This window comes from Shimia haliotis (assembly GCF_900114415.1).
In the GTDB taxonomy this organism is placed as follows: domain Bacteria; phylum Pseudomonadota; class Alphaproteobacteria; order Rhodobacterales; family Rhodobacteraceae; genus Shimia; species Shimia haliotis.
On sequence record NZ_FOSZ01000009.1, the window covers coordinates 1 to 19471 of the forward strand.

Genomic DNA, 19471 nt, shown 5'->3' on the forward strand with positions numbered 1-19471 from the left:
CGCTGTACTTCGACTTTTTCATCAGAATCTCCTCTTTCATCATTCGAGAAAATTCTACTTTCAGACACACCTAAATTTCGGGGGGATTACCTCCGGGCAAACGACGTTTCTAAGTCTTGGCTTCACCGATAAATTGCGACTTTTAGCGAAGACAAACGCTTGAAACTCCTGCTTGGTGCCTCATGATGACCACAATCATAGATTGAAGCATAAGAGACTCGAAATGGCACAAAGCAGAGTTGCGACGCAAAGGCGGACAGTCAATTTTTTGAGTAACCAAACCTTCTTTGGTTACCTTTTCAGACCAGTGTCACCTGATCGGTTCAAGTTAGAGTAAAGGATGTTTAGCAATCATCCGCAGGCAACATCACAATATTCGAATAGCGACCTTCAGACGTTGTAACTGCCGCGCAGGCTCCGGTTTCACGATTGAACCAGTAGTTTGTAAGGCCATCGTTTCGGATGATTTCATAGCCAAGGTTTTGAATTCCGAGTTCCGCTTGTCCCGCACGGGCACCTTGAAATGGGGTTAGATCTGTGCTGCTGCCAACAGCAGGCGCTGAACTGGTCGTGCCTTCGTCGCAAGCGGCAAGCACGAAAAGTGGAATTGCGATGGCTGTGGTGCGTAATTTGAACATGTCTTTTCCCTTGAAATAGCGAATCGTAGAAAGTCTCGCGGTTCCACGCTCAAGTCATGAAACACTGTGGTCAAAAGTGAGCCCTTTTTTTGCAGCGGTCAAGAGCCTTGCGGCATGCAAAATTTGACCGAGACCTCTGTGTTTCTAAGGCAGTGCACAAGGTGTCACGCATCAAAACGCCAGGGTTGGAACTTAGCCATTGAGAAGAGGCGGACATTCGCGCGCAGACGCACATCAGAGAAATCAAACCGTTGCCAGATGCAATGTTGATGATAACGTGAGATGAAACGAAAAAAGATATCCACACTTCTCACCATAGGAGATTTCAATGAATTCAAAGATGTTCTGCTGCACAGTTTTTGGCAGCCTGATTGCGACCGCTTCACTGGCGATGACAGATGCCGATAACGCTTGCATCGATCACCTCCGCGAAGTCGGCGGACCGGATGGCAAGTCTGGAACAATCGAGAGTTCAATGGGATCGGAAGCGGGTACGCTTGTGATGTTGCGGGACGCGGGCAATACACTGTGGCGTTGCATTGCGTACAAGGACGGAACAATTGGCGAAATGTCCGTCGTCGACGCCGCGGATGATGGCCAAGGTGCTATGTCTGGGTCAGACGGCGCCACCACCCAGCAACGTGTCAAATTCGCAGCAGGATCGACTGGTGCCGAGTTGACGGGCACACTGCAACCGGGAGCATCCAGCCAGTATGTTATTGGGGCAAAAAACGAACAATTCCTCTACGTGCGCGTGGCGCCACGCAATGGCACGCTCGACTACGCAATCCGCAACCCTGATGGCTCTGATTTGCTTGGTCTCATGGCGTCCGAGAAGGAATATCGTGGCCAGCTCTGGCAAACTGGCGATCATGTTGTGGAGGTAATCAACCGAGGGTCCTCCTCAGTGGATTACAACGTGATCTTCGGCATCGAATAATCCAAATCCCAGCATTGACCGTTCGCTGGAATGAGTGAACTGCCTTTAAAACGCAGTACAAACGTAAGGGAAAACGTAATGCATTTTGATCTGGTGCACGCCGCTGTAATCGTAGTGGCCTTGGTTTTGACCAACATTGTCTTAAAGGCAACAGGAGTGGTTGGCGATGACGATACACATCGTTGGAGTTGGAAGAGGTTCCTCGCATATTTTGTTGTTGTCGCGGTGATCAACATAGTTTGGCCCATGTGAGCAACGGTTCGGACACTTTTGCTGTACCTTGGTTTGGGGAGTTGAGCATTGAAATTGGTTACATTGATTGCGGCGATGATTGTGACAGCGACCGCATCTCTTGCAGACGTGACAAGTCGCAGTGGAGGGCCGTCTGAAAAAGCGATGATTGCGCGTGGCGGCGATGGCGGCATCGAGGGTGTCGCGTTCTTCCGACCGGTATTGAGCGGCGTTCTATACCGATCTGGCTTTAAAGGGGGGGACAAGTCCCGCACTGGCCTTTCCGACAATCAAAGAAGCGCGTTGTGCTCTGCTGGGTTTTCGAGCGGGTTTTATGCCGACTTTGGCAAAAACACTGAATACGGCGCGACCAATTGCTCGACGGGAAACTTTGACTATCAAAGCGCCCGATCTTCCAGACCTGGCAACGTCATGCAGGCAATCTATGACGTGGTGCAGAACCCCGAAAAAGGTCCTGTTCTCGTTCATTGCATGTGGGGCGTGCATTCCTCAGGCGCGCTGTCGGCCATGGCCTTGGTGCAATTCTGCGGCTGGCCCGAAGATCGCGCGAAAAAGTATTGGGACGAAGCTCGCAATGGTGCTCCGTGTTCCGGAGGGTGCGATCAGTGGATAGACGCGAAGTTTTCCAACTTCGCTTTGAGCCCCAAGTTGATGATCTCAAAGGAGCAACAAGCCGCCATTTGCCCAGAGTAGGACCAAAAGATGCTCCGAAGTATCGCACTCGCATGTCTTTTCCCGACATTGGTTTCGGCCAATGACTCGGTGATCGGTTCAGAAAGGACCTTCATGAGCCCAAACGGGCTGACAGAGAAATGCGTGGCGATCACCGCGATCCCGAACGGTGTTTACTCCGAGCATGATCTTAAGCTGGAAAAGTCTTACTGCGCTGTCGATTTTTATGCGCCGGACATTGCGCTTTGTCCGAAAACCTGGAGCACAAGCCCTGGGACAGCAGTCTACGATATTTCGGAGGGGTCCTACGTTGGTCAGCGTGCCGAGTTCGAACGCAACGCTTGCAAAGAGGGAAAGTCTGCCAGTGGCCTATCCAAAGATAGAATTCTGAAATTCAAACAGACTATGAACCAGAAAGGCACCAGCGGCACGTTCTCGACCTCGTCGCTGATGTACTATCATTTTTCGCGTTACTTCGACACGACGGTTAAGGTCCCTGTTGCGGTTTGGCGATCTATGGACGCCCAAACGCATCTAACTGAAGTCGCCTCACCAGGCCTTGCGATTTCAGGAGGACGTCATGGCGGGCGGATGAACCATGAAGGATGGCGGGTTCTGGTTGCCGCCGAACAAAATCCGGAAACCTATCGACCCACTGACGAGTTGTTCACAGCGGACAGACAGCAGATTTACGGAGTACTTCTTGACAGTCCGGGACATCGCTATGGGTCTGAAATTAATGGAACCCGCAAATCAGGATGGGGAAAGGGCCAGAATAGGGATTTTCAACAAACACCTCCGTTTTTGGCTTTGCGCTCAGAGCTGCCGCTTACCGAAGCAATAGCGGAAGGATTGAAAGAAAGCCGCAAGGATCGTCAAATTAGCAAGGATCTTGGCGATAACGTAGACGACCGTCAAATGGCATTCTGGATGCAAGAGTTGACGGAAATCGTCCTATTAGACTTCATTTTTAGCCAGCAAGACCGCGTCGGCAACATCGACTTCACCCCTTATTGGTACTGGGTCGACGGAACCGATTTGAAGCACAAAAAGGCTAAGCATCATGTGGCAGGTAAGGAGGGTATTCCAGAAGCGGCGATATTAGTTCGACGTACCAATCTAAACGACAATGATGCTGGTGGAAAAGTCGCCTACGCCAACTTTGCTAAGTCTACGCAAATGCTTGAGAAGTTGCGCCATTTTAATGCCGATACGTACAGTAAACTGATCAAGTTGGATGACGACTTGCAAAATGGAGGCGAGATCTTCAACTGGCTTTCAACAAGTCTGGGGTTAAGCGAACGGCAAATTCAGCAAGTTGTCCGAAACACGCGTTTAGCCACTTCAATCCTGCAGGAAACATGTGCTTCGGGAGATATGATTTTTGACCTGAATGCTTCGGCGCTCTTCCTGAGCGGTCGGGCCGATGCCGCGGAGATCCCCTGTGTTTCGGAATAGACCTAAGACCCTTTGGGGCGCGTTGGCGGTAATTCTATTGCTTTGCAAACCATCGCTGGCGCTTGATGTCATAGTCATCTCTGATTTGAATGGAAGCTATGGCTCTACCCAATACAGCCAACGCGTTGGCGCGGCGGTTTCCCGTATAATCGAACTTGACCCGGATCTTGTCATTTCTACCGGCGACATGGTGGCAGGGCAGCGTAAGCCCTTGTTGTCTGAAAATGAAGTTTTGGCCATGTGGCGCTCCTTTCATTCTCAAGTCTCAGATCCACTTCAAAAGGCAGGTATTCCCTTTGTTGTAACTCCCGGAAATCACGATGCGTCTGCGTATGGGGGCTTTGAACGGGAGCGGGAGATATTTGCCCGCGAATGGCGTGCCCGAAAACCGCAACTGAACTATCTGGACGACGCTGACTATCCTTTTTTTTATGCCTTTGAACTGGACGGGATTGTGTTTGCATCGTTGGATGCAACAACTCTGGGGCCGTTGTCGGGCGGACAAAATCAACGTGTTGCGGACCTTTCCGACGCAGGAAACCCAATTGTCACTTTCAGCCATCTGCCGCTCTGGCCATTCGCACAGCAACGGGAGAAGGAGATAATAGGTGATCCACTTCTGGAACGCGTTTACCAAGCGAACGGGGTCGTTTTACACCTTTCGGGACATCACCACGCCTACTTCCCCGGATGGAAAAATGGCGTTGCCTATATCTCGCAGGCCTGTCTTGGAGGTGGTTCAAGAAAGTTAATCGGTGAACAGAATCGATCCGAACACAGCGTTACCCAACTTACTTTTGCAGCAGATGCAACATTCTCGGTGCAAGCTCTTAAAGCGCCAGACTTCCGCTTGTCGGTTGAAAACGAAACACTTCCCAGACAGATACGCTCGCCCAAAGCGATCCTGCAACGACTGGATCTCATCTCGCCTTAAAGGGTCACTTTGACCTCCACGCGATTGGAGACAGTCTGAGAGATCTTCGTTTCAAGCTGAGCCTCTTGGATTCTTTCATTTGCCAAAAATAACAAATCAACGCGCGATTTCCCCGGAGTTTGATGCTTGTTGACGAGTTGCCAGCCAGCGGCAGAAGCAAACAGTTGGATTGATTGCGCAGCTTCTTCAGCTTCCGCGACATCTTGCCCGCGCACGGATAATCTGATGCTTGTTTTCCGCCCGCCCAGCCAGATAAAGCCCCATGCCGTTAATGCTACGCACAAAGCCATAACTGGCAGACCCAGACCGACTGCCAGACCAAGGATCGTCACCAAAATCATCTCAACAGTGTCAATTGGGTCATCCAGATTGGACCGAAAGCGCAGAAGTGCCCCAATTCCAAAAACGACGAACCCAATCATTGAACCGTGCTGAACAACCAGAAAGCCGACAACCATCCCTATCAGCGCGTAAAGGAAAAACAGCTGAGGCATCATTAAATCATTCGCGTTCCGACGCCGCCCTCTGCGAACTGGGTGGAAAACCAACAACGCTGTGAGCGCGACAACCACGGCCACGTTGAAGAGGAAGTAAAGTAGCTCTTCTGGGCCCTGAAATTGCGCCCAACTCTGTCCTATCGAGATTTCTTCACTCGCAGATTCAGCCAAAAACTCTGCTGGATCCATCTGCGCCAAGAGCAAAGTGGGACAAGCTGCAAGTATCACTGAAAGCAGAAGTCTTGGTACGTTCATTTTGCATTCTCCAGCTAGTTTGGAAAACACTACCTATACATTGAACCTCGCTCCAACTGATTCCGGGCACCGCTCCTCCAAACGTTGCCATTTAAGTCGGCATACACCATGCTATCGCAAATCCAAGCGAGATCCGGAACGCCTTGAAAATTGAAATGAAAGTTGCTTCTTCCACTCCACTTGGACTTTTTGCGTTCGGCCTTTTTATGTGCGTCGCTGTTAGTTCCTGCCAAGCAGAAACTCTGAAACTGCTGGACAGTTTCGAAGTGAGAAACAAACACAAGGGCTATTCCGAACCGTCGGGTTTGTCTCCATCATCTGTTGAGGGTCTTTTCTGGACGGTCAGCGATGCGGATGCGAAGCTGCACTTGTTGACCAGCAATGGCGAGTTGAAGAACGCTTTTCATTTGCCTGAGGCTTTGGGGGCCGATCTTGAAGCCGTTGCATCGCGCCCAGACGGTAGCGTCTTATTAGTGCAAGAGCGTGATTGGGCAATCACAGTCCTAAAGCCGACAACCCCAATTTCACTCGAAAGGACTCTAATTAGGCGGATGCATGGGTTTGCGAGATATGCGCACTTATTTGGCGCCAATCCCTCAAACAAAGGTCCCGAAGGCATAACTGTGGATCCCGAAACCGGAACGGTTTTTCTTGCCATAGAAGGCGAACCGCGCGTTTTGATGACCCTCGCACCTGATCTGAACGAAATCGTCAACGTGACTGTTTTATCCAAAGACAAAGGGTTTGCGTCGCCCAAAGCCAAAGATAGGGAACTCGACATCAGTGGTTTGGCCTGGTCCCCGTTTAGCAATACACTTTGGATGTTAAGTGACACTGGCAAGTGCGTTTTCATGTTCGATCCCAAAACAAACAAGGCTGAACGGATAGATTTGAAATTCCGCAAATCTGGGGAGAAGACTTGGGTAAAAAATGCAGAAGGCATCGTGGTTGATGAGGAAGCCCATCGGTTGTTCATCCTCACTGATGACGGAAAAGACGCTCGTCTGTTTGTGTTTGAAAGACTGTAGCACATTCTTTGGAACAACCCCTGGTGGGTTTGTTGCTGAATCGCAAGTAAGCCTGTTCCCGATTGCGGACTTTGCAAAGTTGGTTGTCGAGTGTCTGTTTAAGGCCGTTAGGGTGCCAAAGCTCAGTTTACAATTTGGGTGTAAGCTATTGACCTATTGGAACGTCAATTGCGCTTCTTTTACAATATTTCCTTTTTTTTCAATGAAGTCGGAGGGTTGCAAATCCGTGTACACCGGTTCGATTCCGGTACTCGCCTCCAGTACGTTTCTCAACGGCAATATATTATTCCATTCCAATGCCCTACCTTGGTGCCATACGGCAACCGAGACAAATCTCCAGTTGCGTGAATCTCAGCAACCCTGAAATACCGCTAAAAGCCCGCGGCCAATCGATCGAAAACACGACCAAATTATCGCACTGAAATTCGAAAATGCCGCCATCTGGCGGAGAGCTGCTTTTGTGGCACGTGTGTGATTGCTATCTCAAAGCGGGGAAACCGCCGCTACAAAGATGAAACGTGACGGCGTAAATGATGCGTCGGCCACCATGGTCATTTCCAAGCCACCCCAGATGTCGAAAACTTGGCTTACGGTATCGTTTCAAAAACCACGATTGGGCCAACATTTAGGCCGTCATCCCTGAAGTGTCCCTGATCATCCGCTGCGGCAGAGCAATCGCCAAACACCTTGGCAGAGTCGTGGGTGACAACGATATCGCTGGCGCCACAGCAGAAATATTGAAAGGAATGACAGCGCTGACATTGACGCTGCTGCGGATCGTGGAGCAATGGCGAAGCAACTTAGCCAACCCTACAAACGCGATATCTAAGATCTCACCGCCTAGGCGGCAGCGGCTTCGCCGTTCTGAAACTCTGCAATCCGCCGCAGGAAATCGACCTTCCGTATTGGCTTTGTTAGAAAATCGTCCATTCCGGCATCCAGACAGGCTTGCCGCTCATCGTCAAACGCGTGTGCCGTCAAGGCGACAATTGTTGGCTGGGGGATGGGCAATTCCCGAATTTGGCGCGTGGCCTCGATGCCTCCCATGCGAGGCATCGACACGTCCATAAAAACGAGATCATACGGACCAGCAGCTGTTTTCTCCAAGGCATCCACGCCGTCTACAGCAAAATCCACCACCACGGGCTGGTCCTTAAGGTACCTGCCTAACAAAAAGCGGTTGGTCTGGTTGTCTTCCACAATCAGGATGGACGATCCCGCAACCAGATCCACTGAAATCGGGGATGTTGCCGGTTTCGGGGTTTCCTCCGTTGCGTCACTCAAAACGTCAACCGGCACACACACGCAAAACGTAGCCCCCTTGCCGAGCTCCGACGTCAGTTGGATCTCTCCTCCCATAGCCGCCACGATATGGCGTGAAATCGACAGTCCAAGACCGCTGCCGCCAAACCGGCGGGTGGTGGAAGCCTCAGCCTGCGTGAAATGGTCGAAAATCTGCTCCTGTTTGTCTTTGGAAATGCCGATTCCGGTGTCCCTAACGGCAAAACACAGACGCCCCTGAGCATCCGCACTCAGGGTCACAACCACGCTTCCCTTTTCAGTAAATTTGATCGCGTTGCCAATGATGTTTGTCGCCACCTGCCGCAGCCGCCCGTCATCTGCTTTAACCATCCCGGGCAACTCGTCCGGAACCGTCAGGCGCAACGACAACCCCTTGGCCCGCGCCATGGGCTCCAACAAATCCAGCGTTTCGCGAAAACAGGCTTCCGGCGCAAAAGGCACCGGATGCAGTTCCATCCGCCCGGCATCAAGTTTGGACAGATCCAGAATGTCATTGATGATCGCCATCAGCGAAAGGGAAGAGCTGCGTATTGTGTCCGCGTAGCGGCGTTGCTCGTCATCCAGATCCGTTTCAGCCAGCAACTCAGCCATCCCCATAACGCCGGTCAATGGCGTGCGTATCTCATGGCTCATATTGGCAAGGAATTCTGCTTTGGCGCGTGCGCCTGCCTCCGCTTGTGCCCGTGCCTCGGCCATGTCTTTCGCGACTTTGCGCGCTTCGGTGACATCTCTTTCAATGGTCACAAAGAACTCAACTTCGCCGTCATCGCCAAAAATTGGAAAAAGGTTCACATCCAGCCAATAGTGACTGCCGTCCTTTCGGATACTCTGCACCTCGCCACGAAATCTACCGCCAGTCGCGGCTGCGCGGTCGATGCTATCATTTTTCATGATCTCGGGATCGTTTTGCGTCATCAATTCAGCGACATAGCGCCCGTGCGCCTCCTCCGGCGTATAGCCGGAATGGCGGGTGAAGGCTTCGTTGACCCAAACGATCCGGCGCTGCGGATCGGTGATAATCACAGTGTCATTGGCCTTAAGCGCAACCTGCGAGAGCCGCCGCATTTCCGCCTGCTGGCGCGCCATATGTTCATAGGCCTGCTTCAAATCTTCACGACTGCGAAACAACGCGCCATTCACAGAATGATTCTCCATCCCCGCCTTGGCGAAGGTCAAAATCATATAGATCATACAAGCCAACAGCATCACGACCGCTGGACTATTGATAATCACCGGCTCCCATCCGCCAAAAAAAGTCTTTTGTATTAACACCATGCAAATTGGAGCGACCCCATAAAGCCCAAGCCGCGCCAGTGCCACTTCCTTGTTTTGCGGCAAAACAATCACCGCATTCACCGCGCCCAGACCGAAACAGCCAATCACAAAAATAATGTCCGGATTGGGCACCGTGAAAAAGTAGAAACAGGTGGCCAAACCAAATCCCAGCCCCTGCATCAACCCCGAGACAAAGGCCCGCCGCCGCGCCATCCGTAACTTGCCCGCAACCATCAGGGGTCGCACGACCCTTAGCAAATTGTAGACATCAAACAGATCAGACAGGAGCAACACCGCGAAGGCACACAAACTCAGCCAAAAGCCTATTGCGAGATAAGCCAGAGAGCATCCCAGTAGGTACAATACCAGCCGCACCTTGATGCGCTTAGCCCGGTCGTTGATATAAAAATCAAGCTGTTCTTTTTCGCGCCGGGTCGCGGCCATTGCAGCTTGAATGGAGGGCGGAGCTCCGTCGGACGATGTTTCTTTTTTCATGGTGGCGGTCTGACTTTAGTCTATCGGGGCCAACAGCCTGTCGGGGCCAGCTCCTCCGGTATGAGCGCAGTAGTGTTGAGATTTCGTTCACGCCAGGGGAGAAATTACCAACTGCCCCATGAGTTAGACCACCCTCTCAAGCGCCTCGCCAAGCGCCGCAAATGACCACCCCCCCCCCCGCCCGCGACGCGCATGTATACAGCACCCTGGGAACGCCTCCTAAAACTCCTGATTGAGCGCGTCAGCAGCGGGAATTTCCCGTTCGCGCCGCGCGATATAGGCCAACAGCTCTTCGTTCTTGGCCACATCCAGCTTCGGTTCTTCATAGGCCTTCAGCAACTGTTTCGCATGATTTAAAGCACGCTGGGTGATCTCGACACTGCCTTCCGCTGCCCATTGCTCGATCGAGTTGTTGTCAAACATCTCGGGCATAAAGAATGCCTCCTGAAAATTCTCATGCGTGTGCGGATGCCCAAGGTAATGCCCTCCCGGCCCCACATCCGGAACCGCAGCCAAGGCCGCATCAAAGTCGTTCCATTTCACGCCTTCTGCCATCCGATACGCCATCGCGCATTGCTCGGCGTCGACAATGAATTTGGCGACCGAACAATGCATGCCTGCTTCGTTCCACCCCGCGCTGTGCCATATGTAATTTGCACCTGCATGCATCACCGCGCTCAGGGTCGTCGCACTCTCGTATCCCGCCTGCGCATCAAAGGTCTTGGCCCCGCCCAGCGTATTGGAGGTCCGCCACGGCACGCCATAGTACCGCGCCATCTGGCCGATCATGAAATTCATCAGGCTGATCTCCGGTGTACCTGCCATCGGCGCACCGCTGCGCATGCTGACCGTGGACAGGTAGTGCCCATAGATCGCCGGCGCACCCTTTCGGATCACCTGCGTATAGGCCAGAGCGCTGAGCGCCTCCGCATTCAATTGCGCCACCGAGGCCGCCACACTTGCCGGCGTGTTGGCCCCGCCCAGCACAAACGGCGAGCACAGTACCGGCTGGTTGCGCCGGCAAAAGGCCCGCATTGCGCCCAACATGGTTTCATCCCACACAAGCGGTGAATTGCCATTGCAGTTGCCGGTCACAACCGCATGGGTCTCCAAAAACTCCTCGCCGAACAGGATCGCGCACATATCCAGTACGTCTTCGGCATTCTTCGGGCTTGTGGTCATGCCCATGAACATCTTGTCGCTGTATTTCATCGACGAATAGGTGATCCGCAGATGCCGCTGGCTGATCGGGTGATCATAGGGCTCGACAATATGATGCGCCGAACTGTGCATCGCCGGCATCATGTGGCTCAACTTGTGAAACATCGCCAGATCATCCAGCGTCGGATTGCGCCGCACATCCTCAAGGTCACGCAGATACGGCGCACCGGTCATCGGCACAAACACCGATTTGTTGCCCCCCAGATCAACATTATTCACCGGATTGCGCGCATGATAGGTAAAGCGCTCCGGAATTGTCGCGATCAGGTCCCGTACAAGCCCACGGTCAAGGAAAACCGTTTCGCCCTCGACCTTCGCGCCCGCGCGCCGCCAGTCCTCAAGCGCGATGTCATCCCGAAAGACAACACCCACGTTCTCCAGAATATCCATACTCGCCGCATCAATACGCGCGACCTGTGCCCCGTCCATAATCTCGCACAAAGGAAGGCTGTTCGTCAGCCCCGGAAGCATGGTGAAATCATGTGCGGTGCGTGCGGCACGGCGGGCGCTCCGCCCTCCGGAACGACGGTGGATGTCCAAAGCCATCAGCCTCTCCCTCAATCTATAGAGTATTGAGATCAGGCTAGCGGGCAGAGCCACATCGGTTTTCCCTGTTTGCGAAGCGGCGTTGCAGGAAACGACACGCAAAACCCATCCTTGGGGCAGCCCAAATCCGCTGTTTCACGCCCACTCTGCTCCAAAACAAGAAAGGCCCGAGCGTTTCAGCTCAGGCCTTTGAAAACTTGTGGCGCTCTGGGGAGGATTCGAACCCCCGACCCCTTGATTCGTAGTCAAGTACTCTATCCAGCTGAGCTACCAGAGCGCGGTGATGGGGGATTTAGAGCCTACGGTGGGGGAGCGCAAGAGCAAAAAGAAAGAAAAATCAGAATCCTGCTACATCGCCCTTCGGAAGACATATTTCAAAGCATGTTCCCGTCTCTCCGGTCTCCTTCAGCGTAAGCGTGCCGCCATGCCCACGCACCAGTTCCGACGAAATTGCCAACCCCAGACCGGACCCGCCTTTGCGAATCCCGCCCTGAAACGGAGTGAACAGATGCTCCTGTGCCTTGGGTGGCAATCCAGGACCTGTGTCACGCACCTCGATAAACCACGCGTCGTCCGCCTCCCGTGCCGATATGGCGATCTCTGCGGCCTGCCCGGTCGCCACAATCGCCTGCCGCGCATTGCGCACAAGATTGGAGATCACCCGAAACAATTGCTCGGGGTCGGCACGCACGGACAATCCCGCCGGAATGTCCTCGGCGAAACTCAGATCAAAATCTCCAACCGCAAGGCGCTCGCTGTCCACCACGTCGCTCACCAGATCCGCGAGCATCACCCGTGTCAGGCTGGGCGGTGGTTCCTCCGCCTTGCCAAAGGCCAGCGTGCTTTCGCAAAGGTTCACCGCACGCGTGATCGAATTCACCAACTTGGGCGCAAGCCGCCGCACAAGCGGGTCGTCACTCATTTCGATCCTGTCCGTAAACAGCTGCGCCGATGTCAGGATATTGCGCAGATCATGGCTCACCTTCGCCACCGCGCCCCCCAACTGCGCAAGCCTCTCCTTTTGTTTGAGCGACGCGGTCAATTCCGTTTGCAACGTCTGCAAGGCCTCCTCGGCCTCCCGCAATTCTCGCACACCGGCCGTCGGATGAATAATACGGCGCGCATCCTCGGGCGCACGCGCATAGCTTTGCATGTATCTAACAACACCCTTGATCGGTTTCACGAGAATCGCCTGCACCGCGATGAAAAGCAAAAACGCGGTGACTCCGGAAATCACCGCCGACAGCACCAGAATGCGCACGCCATAATCCAGCATGGCCATGCGCAGCCCTTCGGTGTTCATCGTCACCTCGATCAAAAGCCCCGCCTCTAGGACCGGAGCGCCAATCACACGGATCACTCGGTCCTCTCGATCAAGAAGCTGCATCATCGCGTCCCGGATCAGCTCCCGCGCTGGCGGGCTTCGCATGTCATAGGTCGCGGAAATCGGATCAGGAATCGGGCTCGACAACATCAGCTGCCGCACCTCATTACGGCGCAACACAACGTTATAAACCTCCGCATTGCGCAGAAGCTCTTCTTCAAGATCCATGTCGATCATGTCATCCGCCAGCAATGCCAGCGACGCAATCTGCGCCCGTTCCAGACGGCTCAACAGATAGTCTTCACGGAAGCGGGCAATCGACGGCACAAAGATCAACACTTCCGCCAACATCACGAAGATGATGGTCAGAATCAGGAAACGGCCTGAAAGCGTGTTGAGCATCTGCGCCCGCCCTTAGTTACGGCAGCCAGCGTTGCACAAACCCGACCACCCGTTTGACCTTAGGATTATCAAAGAGTTGCGGCGAGAAATAGGCCCCTGCAACCCGCTTGTTGATTTCTCCCACCGTCGGATAAGGCGCAACCATGCCCGCCACGGCGCTCATCTTGAGCTTGTTGGCGATCACCAAGGCCCAAAGGTTGATCAATTCTCCGGCTTGCGGTCCTGCAATCGACACCCCCACCGGTCGCCCTTTGACGACCATTGCCTTGATCAGCCCTCTGGCTTTGCGTTCCGCAATCAGGCGGTCGTTGTGGTCTATCTCAAAACGCGCCACGGTCAGCTTGTCGCCATAGATCTCTCGCGCTTCGGCTTCGGTCGGGCCGATTTGCGCCAGTTCGGGGTCGGTATAGGTCGCATAAGGAATGTGATCCGTGCGCGCCTTGGCCGGCAGCCCAAACAGCGCCGACCGAATGATGACGCCGGCCTGATAGCCCGCCACATGAGTAAACTGCGCCCCGCCAGCGACATCGCCAATCGCATATACGCGCCGGTTCGTGGTTTTGAGCGATGCGTCCACCTTGATGCCCGTACGCGTGGTCTCAATCCCCGCGGCCTCAAGGTCCAGCCGCTCCATATTGGCCTTGCGCCCAACAGCCACCAGCAGGTGAGACCCCGTAAAGCTGCGGCCATCTGTGGTCTCAACCGTGATTTTACCGGCCTCACCGCTGATCTGCTTGGCCATCGCTTTCTCGGCAATCTCGAGACCTTCGGCGCGCAGATTATTCAACACAATCGCCGCCATCTCCGGATCATCACGCCCCAGCGCCTTAGCGCCTTCAATCACTGTGGTCTTGATGCCCAACCGCTGATGCGCTTGCGCCATCTCCATACCGATCGGCCCGCCACCGATGATCAACAAATGCTCGGGCGTCTCGGTCAGATCAAACAGCGTTTCATTGGTCAGATACGGCACCGAGTCCAATCCGGGGATCGGCGGCACCAAAGGGCTGGACCCGGTTGCGACAATCACCCGCCGTGCGGTGATGCGATGGTCTCCAGCTTCAACCACCCGGGGGCTGACAAACTTGCCGAATTCTCGGATCACCCGCACGCCGAAACCCTCAAACCGTTCCTGACTGTCCACCGGCGCGATCTGCGCGATCACGTCTTTCACATGCGCCTTGGCGGCGGCGTAGTCCACCTGCGGCACCTGATTGGCCACGCCATACTGCTCCGATGTCACTTGCCCATGCGCCGCCTTGCCGCTGGCAATCAACGCCTTGGAGGGCACACAGCCAAAGTTCAGACAATCGCCGCCCATCTCGTGACCTTCCAGCAGAACAACACTGGCCCCCATCTGGCTTGCACCTGCCGCCACGGACAGCCCACCGGAACCGGCACCAATCACCAGCAAATCACATTTGATATGTTCCATCAGATCGCTTCCTTGCCGCGAATTGCTTTCAATACCACCGGCAACAGCGCCAGCGCCGCCAGACCGAGAATCGGCAAAAGCACATGCGGCTCAAAGATTATGCCGAGGTTCGGGGTTTCTCCCCGCGCAAAGACTTCGCCCAACCCCGCGCCCACCGACGTATAAACAAGCCCGCCTGGAATGATGCCAATGAAGGTCGAGACCACATAGCGCCACAACGACACGCCCACCAAAGCAGGAATCAGATTGGCCACAAAAAACGGCACCACCGGCACCAGACGGATCAGGAACAGCATCGACCACTGGTTCTCGTCGATCCCTTCTTTGATTGCCTTCACACGCCCTTCAGAGGCATCCATCTTGGCCGACAACTTCTCTCCTAGGCCCCAACGGGCAGCAAGGAAGATGATCACCGCGCCCACTGTGGCTGCGCCGACATTATATATGACACCCGGAAACGTCCCGAACAGGAACCCGCCCGCCAGCGTAGCAATGGTTGCGCCCGGCAGGGAAAAGCCCGCAATCACTATATAAATTCCCATGAACACCGCCACGGCCGCCAGATAATGCGCGTCACGATAGGCAATCAGCGCCTCGCGATTGTCCCGCAGCGCCTCAAACGTCAGATAATCGCCCAGCAACCACGCCCCGCCAAGCGCCGCCGTTATGATGCCTGCCAAAGGCAGCATGCGCGCCCATCCGGCGCGGGTTTTGGTCTCTGTTTCCGTCATATCAGCCACAACCGGCCTCATTTGTTCATGTCTTTCATCATAGATGCGCCAGTTGCGACCAAAACAACACCCACCTCACAAGCGCTTGATGAGGACGTGGCGTTTCGTGAGAAAGTGAAACACTCGAGGCAACCCTGCCTCGGAAACAAAACGCCGAAGGCGCCGCCTAGGCAGCACCCCACCCTTCCGACCGGTGGGCGCTCTGCGTCCACTCGGAGGCCGGCGTCACCCCTTTTTGCAGATACGCCAATGTTCGCTTGCCTTTTTGCCCAAAAACCGTCATCAGCCGTTTGACTTATCTTGTCCGGGGGTCTAAAGACCGGGCTTCCAATAGACAGGCACCGCGAATCCTTCGCCGGAGCCCATTGTAACAACACACGGAGACGGAGCGATGAAACGCACCTACCAACCTTCGAACCTGGTTCGTAAACGCCGCCACGGTTTTCGCTCGCGCATGGCCACCAAAGCCGGCCGCAAAATCCTGAACGCACGCCGCGCACGCGGTCGTAAGTCGCTGAGCGCGTAAGCTCACCGACCGTTTAGACGGAATGACACCGCCGGAGACCCCCACGAGTGGCACAGCCACCCAAGGGACAGAGTCTCCGGCGGTTTCCGTTTGTCTGGACGTTATGAAAAAGCGTAGCGATTTCCTCGCCGCCGCCCGCGCCCGCAAACAGGGCACCAAGGCGATGATGGTGCAGGCTCGCAAACGTCGTGCTACCGAATCCGTTGATCCTGACGTGATCCGCATCGGCTACACTTGCTCCAAGAAGGTCGGCAACGCCGTCGCACGCAACCGCGCAAAACGCCGGATGCGCGAAGTAGCAAGGCTTGTTCTTCCGAAGGTCGGCAAGCCCGGTTGGGATTATGTGCTGATCGGACGCCGCGACGAAACCGCTGTACGCGATTTCGTCAGCCTTCAGGGCGATCTGAAATACGCCCTGAAGAAATTACATTCCGACGGTTAAGCCGCGTCGTGCATCAAAATCGCAGCTTCGCTTGAGCTCAAGTTGCGTCGGGCGTATGGACCATAGTCCTGCGGCGAGAATTCCAGTTCCGGAAGTTTTTCAAACAACCGCGCTCTGTCCTCGTCGGCCAAGGACGCCATAGACGCGCTTGCAGGATGGAAGCTCTCGCTTTCTACCCCATTGGCCCAGAGAATTTCATGGCCTGGCAAAAGCAGGTGCACATATGTCACCTCGCGCAAAGCGTGATCCACGGCCACGCTGGACCCGTTCACAAGATCGCGCGCGGCCACAAGCACTTCGTTTGAATTGAACAATGCGCGTGCCGCTGCGCCGCGCACCAGCATGCGATGATCTGGCGACACCAGAAGCTCTTCGTCAGGACGATCGATGCCCAGCGCACCCGCGCGAATGCGGATCGGGCGCAACTTCGGCATGGCAAACAGCCGTGCCCCCGTCATGCGCTTGCTGCCAATCCACTGCACTTCCTGAGCGCCATTGTCCCGCGTCTGCACACGGTCGCCTTCACGCAGGTCTTCAATCCGTCGCGGCCCTTCCGGCGTGGCAATCATCGTGCCGGGCGTGAAACAAATCACCCCAGCCTGCTTGCCCCCCGGCGCCCGCGTCTCAAGTGCTTCCATGGAATGATGCACCACCCAAAGCTCCCGCCCTTTGGGCGGCAACTCGTCAAGGAACATCAACAGCGGTGCGCTGCCGGGAACCTCGATCACTGTTGCGGTATAACTCTGTGCTCCGTCCGTTACGACAAAGCCCCCTTCCATGAGTGGCTCTTCTACATCCAGATTTCCAAGGTCAACAGTTGCACCATCCCCGGTCACTGCTGCCCCTACCAGCCGACGCACCATGCGCGCCGCCCGTTTGCGAACGTTTGTCCCTTCTTCGCCCCTGTCGAGTCGCAACAGCGTTCCAGAGCCGTCCACTTGGACAGCGTCTCCAACCCACGACCACACCACGCCTGTTTCCAGCGTTTGTACCGGTGCGGCCCTAAGACCATCTACTTCTGTTTGCGACCAGGAGATGACAAACGTGCCACGAAAGCCCGTTTTCATTGCCCGATAACCTGCCATTTAACTTTTTTTATTACTCAAACGTTAACAAAGCAGATTCCGGCTGCATAGACCGAATTTTTAAAAAGTGAATGGCTGAGACTATTTAGCCTCAGAAGTTAAAGTCCAACTTCACTGCGCCGACCACTTGGTCTTCGCGTTGTGCCTCAAATTCCTTGCTCAACCAGCTCACGCCATAGAACACGTGATAGGCCTTGCCCCGCACATGCAGCCCCGCCCGCACGCGGCTTCTGGTGTCTGTCAGCGTATAGCCCCGACTCTCTGGCAGATAGACGCTATCAAACACCTTGGCCACGTCCGCTCCTGCCACAAAGGATACGCCTTTCTGGTGATTGCGCACGGCGCGATACCGGTGTCCTGTGACCCAGTCCCGAACCAGCAACTCCCCTTCGCCGAACTTGCCGAAGGTCACATCAAAGCCGGCGCGTGCGAGGGTTTCGTCACCTGCGCGCACCTCCACAAAAGGCCGCAATTTACCGCGCCCGCCCAAATCCAGGTCGCGACCCACCTCGCCCACGAAGCGCGGAATCCACTGATCCCCGATCTGATTTGCCCGCACCGCGTCAGATGGGCCATCAATCCCGATGATGTCATGTAAAGCACTTTGGAAATCGTCCAAGTGTGTCATCGGCCCAACCGCCACGAGGTCGGCACCGACAACAAAATCCGATTTTCCGCGTTTGAAATGTGTATGCAGCCCCCAAAACAGGGATCCTGCCCATGCCCGATCGCCAGCAGCCGGCGCTACCAGACTTTCGGCCGACATAACCTCGCCCCCGAACCGAAACTCGATGATATCGCCAAACTCCGAAGGGGCCTCGCCCGACCAGCCGCGCCCCCAGATTCGCGAAGTTGTATACGACCCACTGCGCCAGCGGTCATACCCGTCGCCGATAACATCGTTTACCAAAAGATTGCCAAACCCCAGCTGCACCCTTGTGTCCTGCACATCGGCCATTGCGTCTTCAGACGCAAACGCAGGAATGGCGGTGGTAGCGAGAGCGCCACAAATCAAAAGCGCTGCGCGCACGGCAGAGGTCATTCGGCCCATAAATAGTGTCCTTGGTCATTCCCCCACCAAGCCTGCCCCTTGTAAACCACTCGTTAACCTTCGCACTAGTGCAAGGACGCCACACATCCGCGAAATGAGACGGGGCGCACAGGTTTCCCTGCACGCCCCGCACCATTCGTTGTTTGACCTCAATCGTCCGATTTTTCCTCATCGGCACTCTCGTCAGCGGCCTCCTGCTCCGGCTCATCCTCAGCGGAAGCTGCCTCCGTTGGCTCTGTTGTGGCCTCTTCGGCTGCGCCTTCCTCGGCCTCTGGATCGGGCGGCAGAATGCCAAGCAGGCGCGCGGTCGGCTCGTCGACCATGCCAGTTTGCTCTAGCTCATAGTCGTACTGCAGCCAAAGCAATGCGGTCTCGGTCGCGGTGCCAAACACACCGTCCACCGTCCCCACGTCATAGCCATAGCCAACCAGAAGCGTCTGCAATTCGCGCACCGCAGGCCCGCTCGTCATCGGCGTGGTCAGCGCCAAGCCAATCATGGTCTGCGCCTGTTCTGCGGCCTCCTCTTCGGCAGGTGACACGATCTCATAGACCTGCGTGTCATCATAGTAAGTCGCGCGATACAAAACGCCGTCACAGAGATACAGCGTTTCGGTACCGTCCTTGACCTCCTCGCACTCCTTATCCGATGGCAGGGTCGCCACATAGACAAGTGTCGATCCCGCGACGACAGCCGTGAAATACCAGCCCCAGCTTGGATACCAATAGTGTGGACCCCAATGCCAATGCGGCGGGCGGTAACTGGGGGGCGGGTAATAGGGCGGACGCCAGCCTGGCGGACGGTGTCCCGGCGGACGCCATCCGGGCGGCTTGCCCGGGCCCGGTCCCGGGCCGGCAATCGGTGGACGCACCACCGGTGGACGCCCTCCAGGAGGCTTGGCGCCCGGCGGGCGCGCACCAGGCGGCCGGTTGCCTGGCGGACGCGCACCCGGAGGACGTTCTCC

18 protein-coding genes and 1 tRNA gene are annotated in these 19471 nt (G+C 55.3%); 8 read left to right on the top strand and 11 right to left on the bottom strand.

Annotation, left to right across the window (positions count from 1 at the left end; genetic code table 11):
• Positions 1-344 precede the first annotated feature (344 nt).
• A complete protein-coding gene (locus BM069_RS16905; RefSeq protein WP_093325449.1) occupies positions 345-638 on the bottom strand; it encodes a hypothetical protein in 294 nt (97 codons plus the stop codon).
• A 328-nt stretch (positions 639-966) separates the two neighbouring features.
• On the opposite strand from BM069_RS16905, the gene BM069_RS16910 reads away from it, so the two are divergent.
• The 5 genes from BM069_RS16910 to BM069_RS16925 all read left to right on the top strand — a co-directional run bounded on the left by BM069_RS16910 (position 967) and on the right by BM069_RS16925 (position 4894).
• Positions 967-1578, top strand: coding sequence for a hypothetical protein (locus BM069_RS16910; protein ID WP_093325451.1), 612 nt, complete (start codon positions 967-969; stop codon positions 1576-1578).
• Positions 1579-1656: 78 nt separating this feature from the next.
• Positions 1657-1830, top strand: coding sequence for a hypothetical protein (locus BM069_RS19950; RefSeq protein WP_212611558.1), 174 nt, complete (start codon positions 1657-1659; stop codon positions 1828-1830).
• A 48-nt stretch (positions 1831-1878) separates the two neighbouring features.
• Entirely contained in the window at positions 1879-2523 is a 645-nt protein-coding gene (locus BM069_RS16915) for a protein-tyrosine phosphatase family protein (RefSeq protein ID WP_139216233.1), read from the top strand.
• Positions 2524-2532: 9 nt separating this feature from the next.
• Entirely contained in the window at positions 2533-3960 is a 1428-nt protein-coding gene (locus tag BM069_RS16920; protein ID WP_139216234.1) for a hypothetical protein, read from the top strand.
• 22 nt (positions 3961-3982) lie between these two features.
• Positions 3983-4894, top strand: coding sequence for a metallophosphoesterase family protein (locus tag BM069_RS16925; protein ID WP_212611559.1), 912 nt, complete (start codon positions 3983-3985; stop codon positions 4892-4894).
• Here BM069_RS16925 and BM069_RS16930 read toward each other — a convergent pair.
• Positions 4891-5646, bottom strand: a complete 756-nt coding sequence (locus tag BM069_RS16930; RefSeq protein WP_093325456.1) for a DUF4956 domain-containing protein — start codon at positions 5644-5646, stop codon at positions 4891-4893. The genes BM069_RS16925 and BM069_RS16930 overlap by 4 nt on opposite strands.
• Positions 5647-5789: 143 nt before the next feature.
• On the opposite strand from BM069_RS16930, the gene BM069_RS16935 reads away from it, so the two are divergent.
• On the top strand, positions 5790-6674 hold the full coding sequence (locus BM069_RS16935; RefSeq protein ID WP_212611560.1) for an SdiA-regulated domain-containing protein: 885 nt from the start codon (positions 5790-5792) through the stop codon (positions 6672-6674).
• A gap of 840 nt (positions 6675-7514) precedes the next feature.
• Here the strand turns inward: BM069_RS16935 and BM069_RS16940 are convergent.
• The 6 genes from BM069_RS16940 to BM069_RS16965 all read right to left on the bottom strand — a co-directional run bounded on the left by BM069_RS16940 (position 7515) and on the right by BM069_RS16965 (position 15405).
• The gene (locus BM069_RS16940) at positions 7515-9746 is read right to left on the bottom strand and encodes an ATP-binding protein (RefSeq protein WP_093325459.1); all 2232 of its coding nucleotides are present in this window, start codon (positions 9744-9746) and stop codon (positions 7515-7517) included.
• A gap of 219 nt (positions 9747-9965) precedes the next feature.
• Positions 9966-11513 carry a trimethylamine methyltransferase family protein gene (locus tag BM069_RS16945; protein ID WP_093325460.1) on the bottom strand — a complete coding sequence of 516 codons (1548 nt, stop codon included), beginning with the start codon at positions 11511-11513 and terminating at the stop codon, positions 9966-9968.
• A 200-nt stretch (positions 11514-11713) separates the two neighbouring features.
• Positions 11714-11790 (bottom strand) — tRNA-Arg (locus tag BM069_RS16950).
• A gap of 60 nt (positions 11791-11850) precedes the next feature.
• A complete protein-coding gene (locus BM069_RS16955) occupies positions 11851-13239 on the bottom strand; it encodes a sensor histidine kinase (protein WP_093325461.1) in 1389 nt (462 codons plus the stop codon).
• Between the two features lie 16 nt (positions 13240-13255).
• Positions 13256-14674: a dihydrolipoyl dehydrogenase family protein gene (locus BM069_RS16960; protein WP_093325463.1), complete on the bottom strand. Its 1419-nt coding sequence runs from the start codon at positions 14672-14674 to the stop codon at positions 13256-13258.
• Positions 14674-15405 carry a TVP38/TMEM64 family protein gene (locus BM069_RS16965; protein ID WP_170846784.1) on the bottom strand — a complete coding sequence of 244 codons (732 nt, stop codon included), beginning with the start codon at positions 15403-15405 and terminating at the stop codon, positions 14674-14676. Before BM069_RS16965 ends, BM069_RS16960 begins: the two co-directional genes overlap by 1 nt.
• 391 nt (positions 15406-15796) lie before the next feature.
• Here BM069_RS16965 and rpmH point away from each other — a divergent pair, with 391 nt between their 5' ends.
• Complete coding sequence (gene rpmH, locus BM069_RS16970) at positions 15797-15931, top strand: 50S ribosomal protein L34 (RefSeq protein WP_048599009.1); 135 nt, start codon at positions 15797-15799, stop codon at positions 15929-15931.
• A gap of 22 nt (positions 15932-15953) precedes the next feature.
• Positions 15954-16373, top strand: a complete 420-nt coding sequence (gene rnpA / locus BM069_RS16975; RefSeq protein ID WP_093325464.1) for a ribonuclease P protein component — start codon at positions 15954-15956, stop codon at positions 16371-16373.
• Here the strand turns inward: rnpA and BM069_RS16980 are convergent.
• The 3 genes from BM069_RS16980 to BM069_RS20150 all read right to left on the bottom strand — a co-directional run bounded on the left by BM069_RS16980 (position 16370) and on the right by BM069_RS20150 (position 19381).
• The gene (locus BM069_RS16980; protein ID WP_093325465.1) at positions 16370-17440 is read right to left on the bottom strand and encodes a Hint domain-containing protein; all 1071 of its coding nucleotides are present in this window, start codon (positions 17438-17440) and stop codon (positions 16370-16372) included. The two genes, rnpA and BM069_RS16980, sit on opposite strands and share 4 nt — an antisense overlap.
• Before the next feature lie 109 nt (positions 17441-17549).
• Entirely contained in the window at positions 17550-18509 is a 960-nt protein-coding gene (locus tag BM069_RS16985; protein ID WP_093325467.1) for a lipid A-modifier LpxR family protein, read from the bottom strand.
• A 149-nt stretch (positions 18510-18658) separates the two neighbouring features.
• Positions 18659-19381: a peptidoglycan-binding domain-containing protein gene (locus BM069_RS20150; RefSeq protein ID WP_170846780.1), complete on the bottom strand. Its 723-nt coding sequence runs from the start codon at positions 19379-19381 to the stop codon at positions 18659-18661.
• Positions 19382-19471 lie beyond the last annotated feature (90 nt).

Excerpts from the sequence above, each read along its gene's own strand:
- BM069_RS16905 (WP_093325449.1), bottom strand. The coding sequence starts at position 638 with ATGTTCAAATTACGCACCACAGCCATCGCAATTCCACTTTTCGTGCTT.
- BM069_RS16910 (WP_093325451.1), top strand. The coding sequence starts at position 967 with ATGAATTCAAAGATGTTCTGCTGCACAGTTTTTGGCAGCCTGATTGCG.
- BM069_RS19950 (WP_212611558.1), top strand. The coding sequence starts at position 1,657 with ATGCATTTTGATCTGGTGCACGCCGCTGTAATCGTAGTGGCCTTGGTT.
- BM069_RS16920 (WP_139216234.1), top strand. The coding sequence starts at position 2,533 with ATGCTCCGAAGTATCGCACTCGCATGTCTTTTCCCGACATTGGTTTCG.
- BM069_RS16930 (WP_093325456.1), bottom strand. The coding sequence starts at position 5,646 with ATGAACGTACCAAGACTTCTGCTTTCAGTGATACTTGCAGCTTGTCCC.
- BM069_RS16940 (WP_093325459.1), bottom strand. The coding sequence starts at position 9,746 with ATGAAAAAAGAAACATCGTCCGACGGAGCTCCGCCCTCCATTCAAGCT.
- BM069_RS16945 (WP_093325460.1), bottom strand. The coding sequence starts at position 11,513 with ATGGCTTTGGACATCCACCGTCGTTCCGGAGGGCGGAGCGCCCGCCGT.
- BM069_RS16955 (WP_093325461.1), bottom strand. The coding sequence starts at position 13,239 with ATGCTCAACACGCTTTCAGGCCGTTTCCTGATTCTGACCATCATCTTC.
- BM069_RS16960 (WP_093325463.1), bottom strand. The coding sequence starts at position 14,674 with ATGGAACATATCAAATGTGATTTGCTGGTGATTGGTGCCGGTTCCGGT.
- BM069_RS16965 (WP_170846784.1), bottom strand. The coding sequence starts at position 15,405 with ATGACGGAAACAGAGACCAAAACCCGCGCCGGATGGGCGCGCATGCTG.
- rpmH (WP_048599009.1), top strand. The coding sequence starts at position 15,797 with ATGAAACGCACCTACCAACCTTCGAACCTGGTTCGTAAACGCCGCCAC.
- rnpA (WP_093325464.1), top strand. The coding sequence starts at position 15,954 with ATGACACCGCCGGAGACCCCCACGAGTGGCACAGCCACCCAAGGGACA.
- BM069_RS16980 (WP_093325465.1), bottom strand. The coding sequence starts at position 17,440 with ATGAAAACGGGCTTTCGTGGCACGTTTGTCATCTCCTGGTCGCAAACA.
- BM069_RS16985 (WP_093325467.1), bottom strand. The coding sequence starts at position 18,509 with ATGGGCCGAATGACCTCTGCCGTGCGCGCAGCGCTTTTGATTTGTGGC.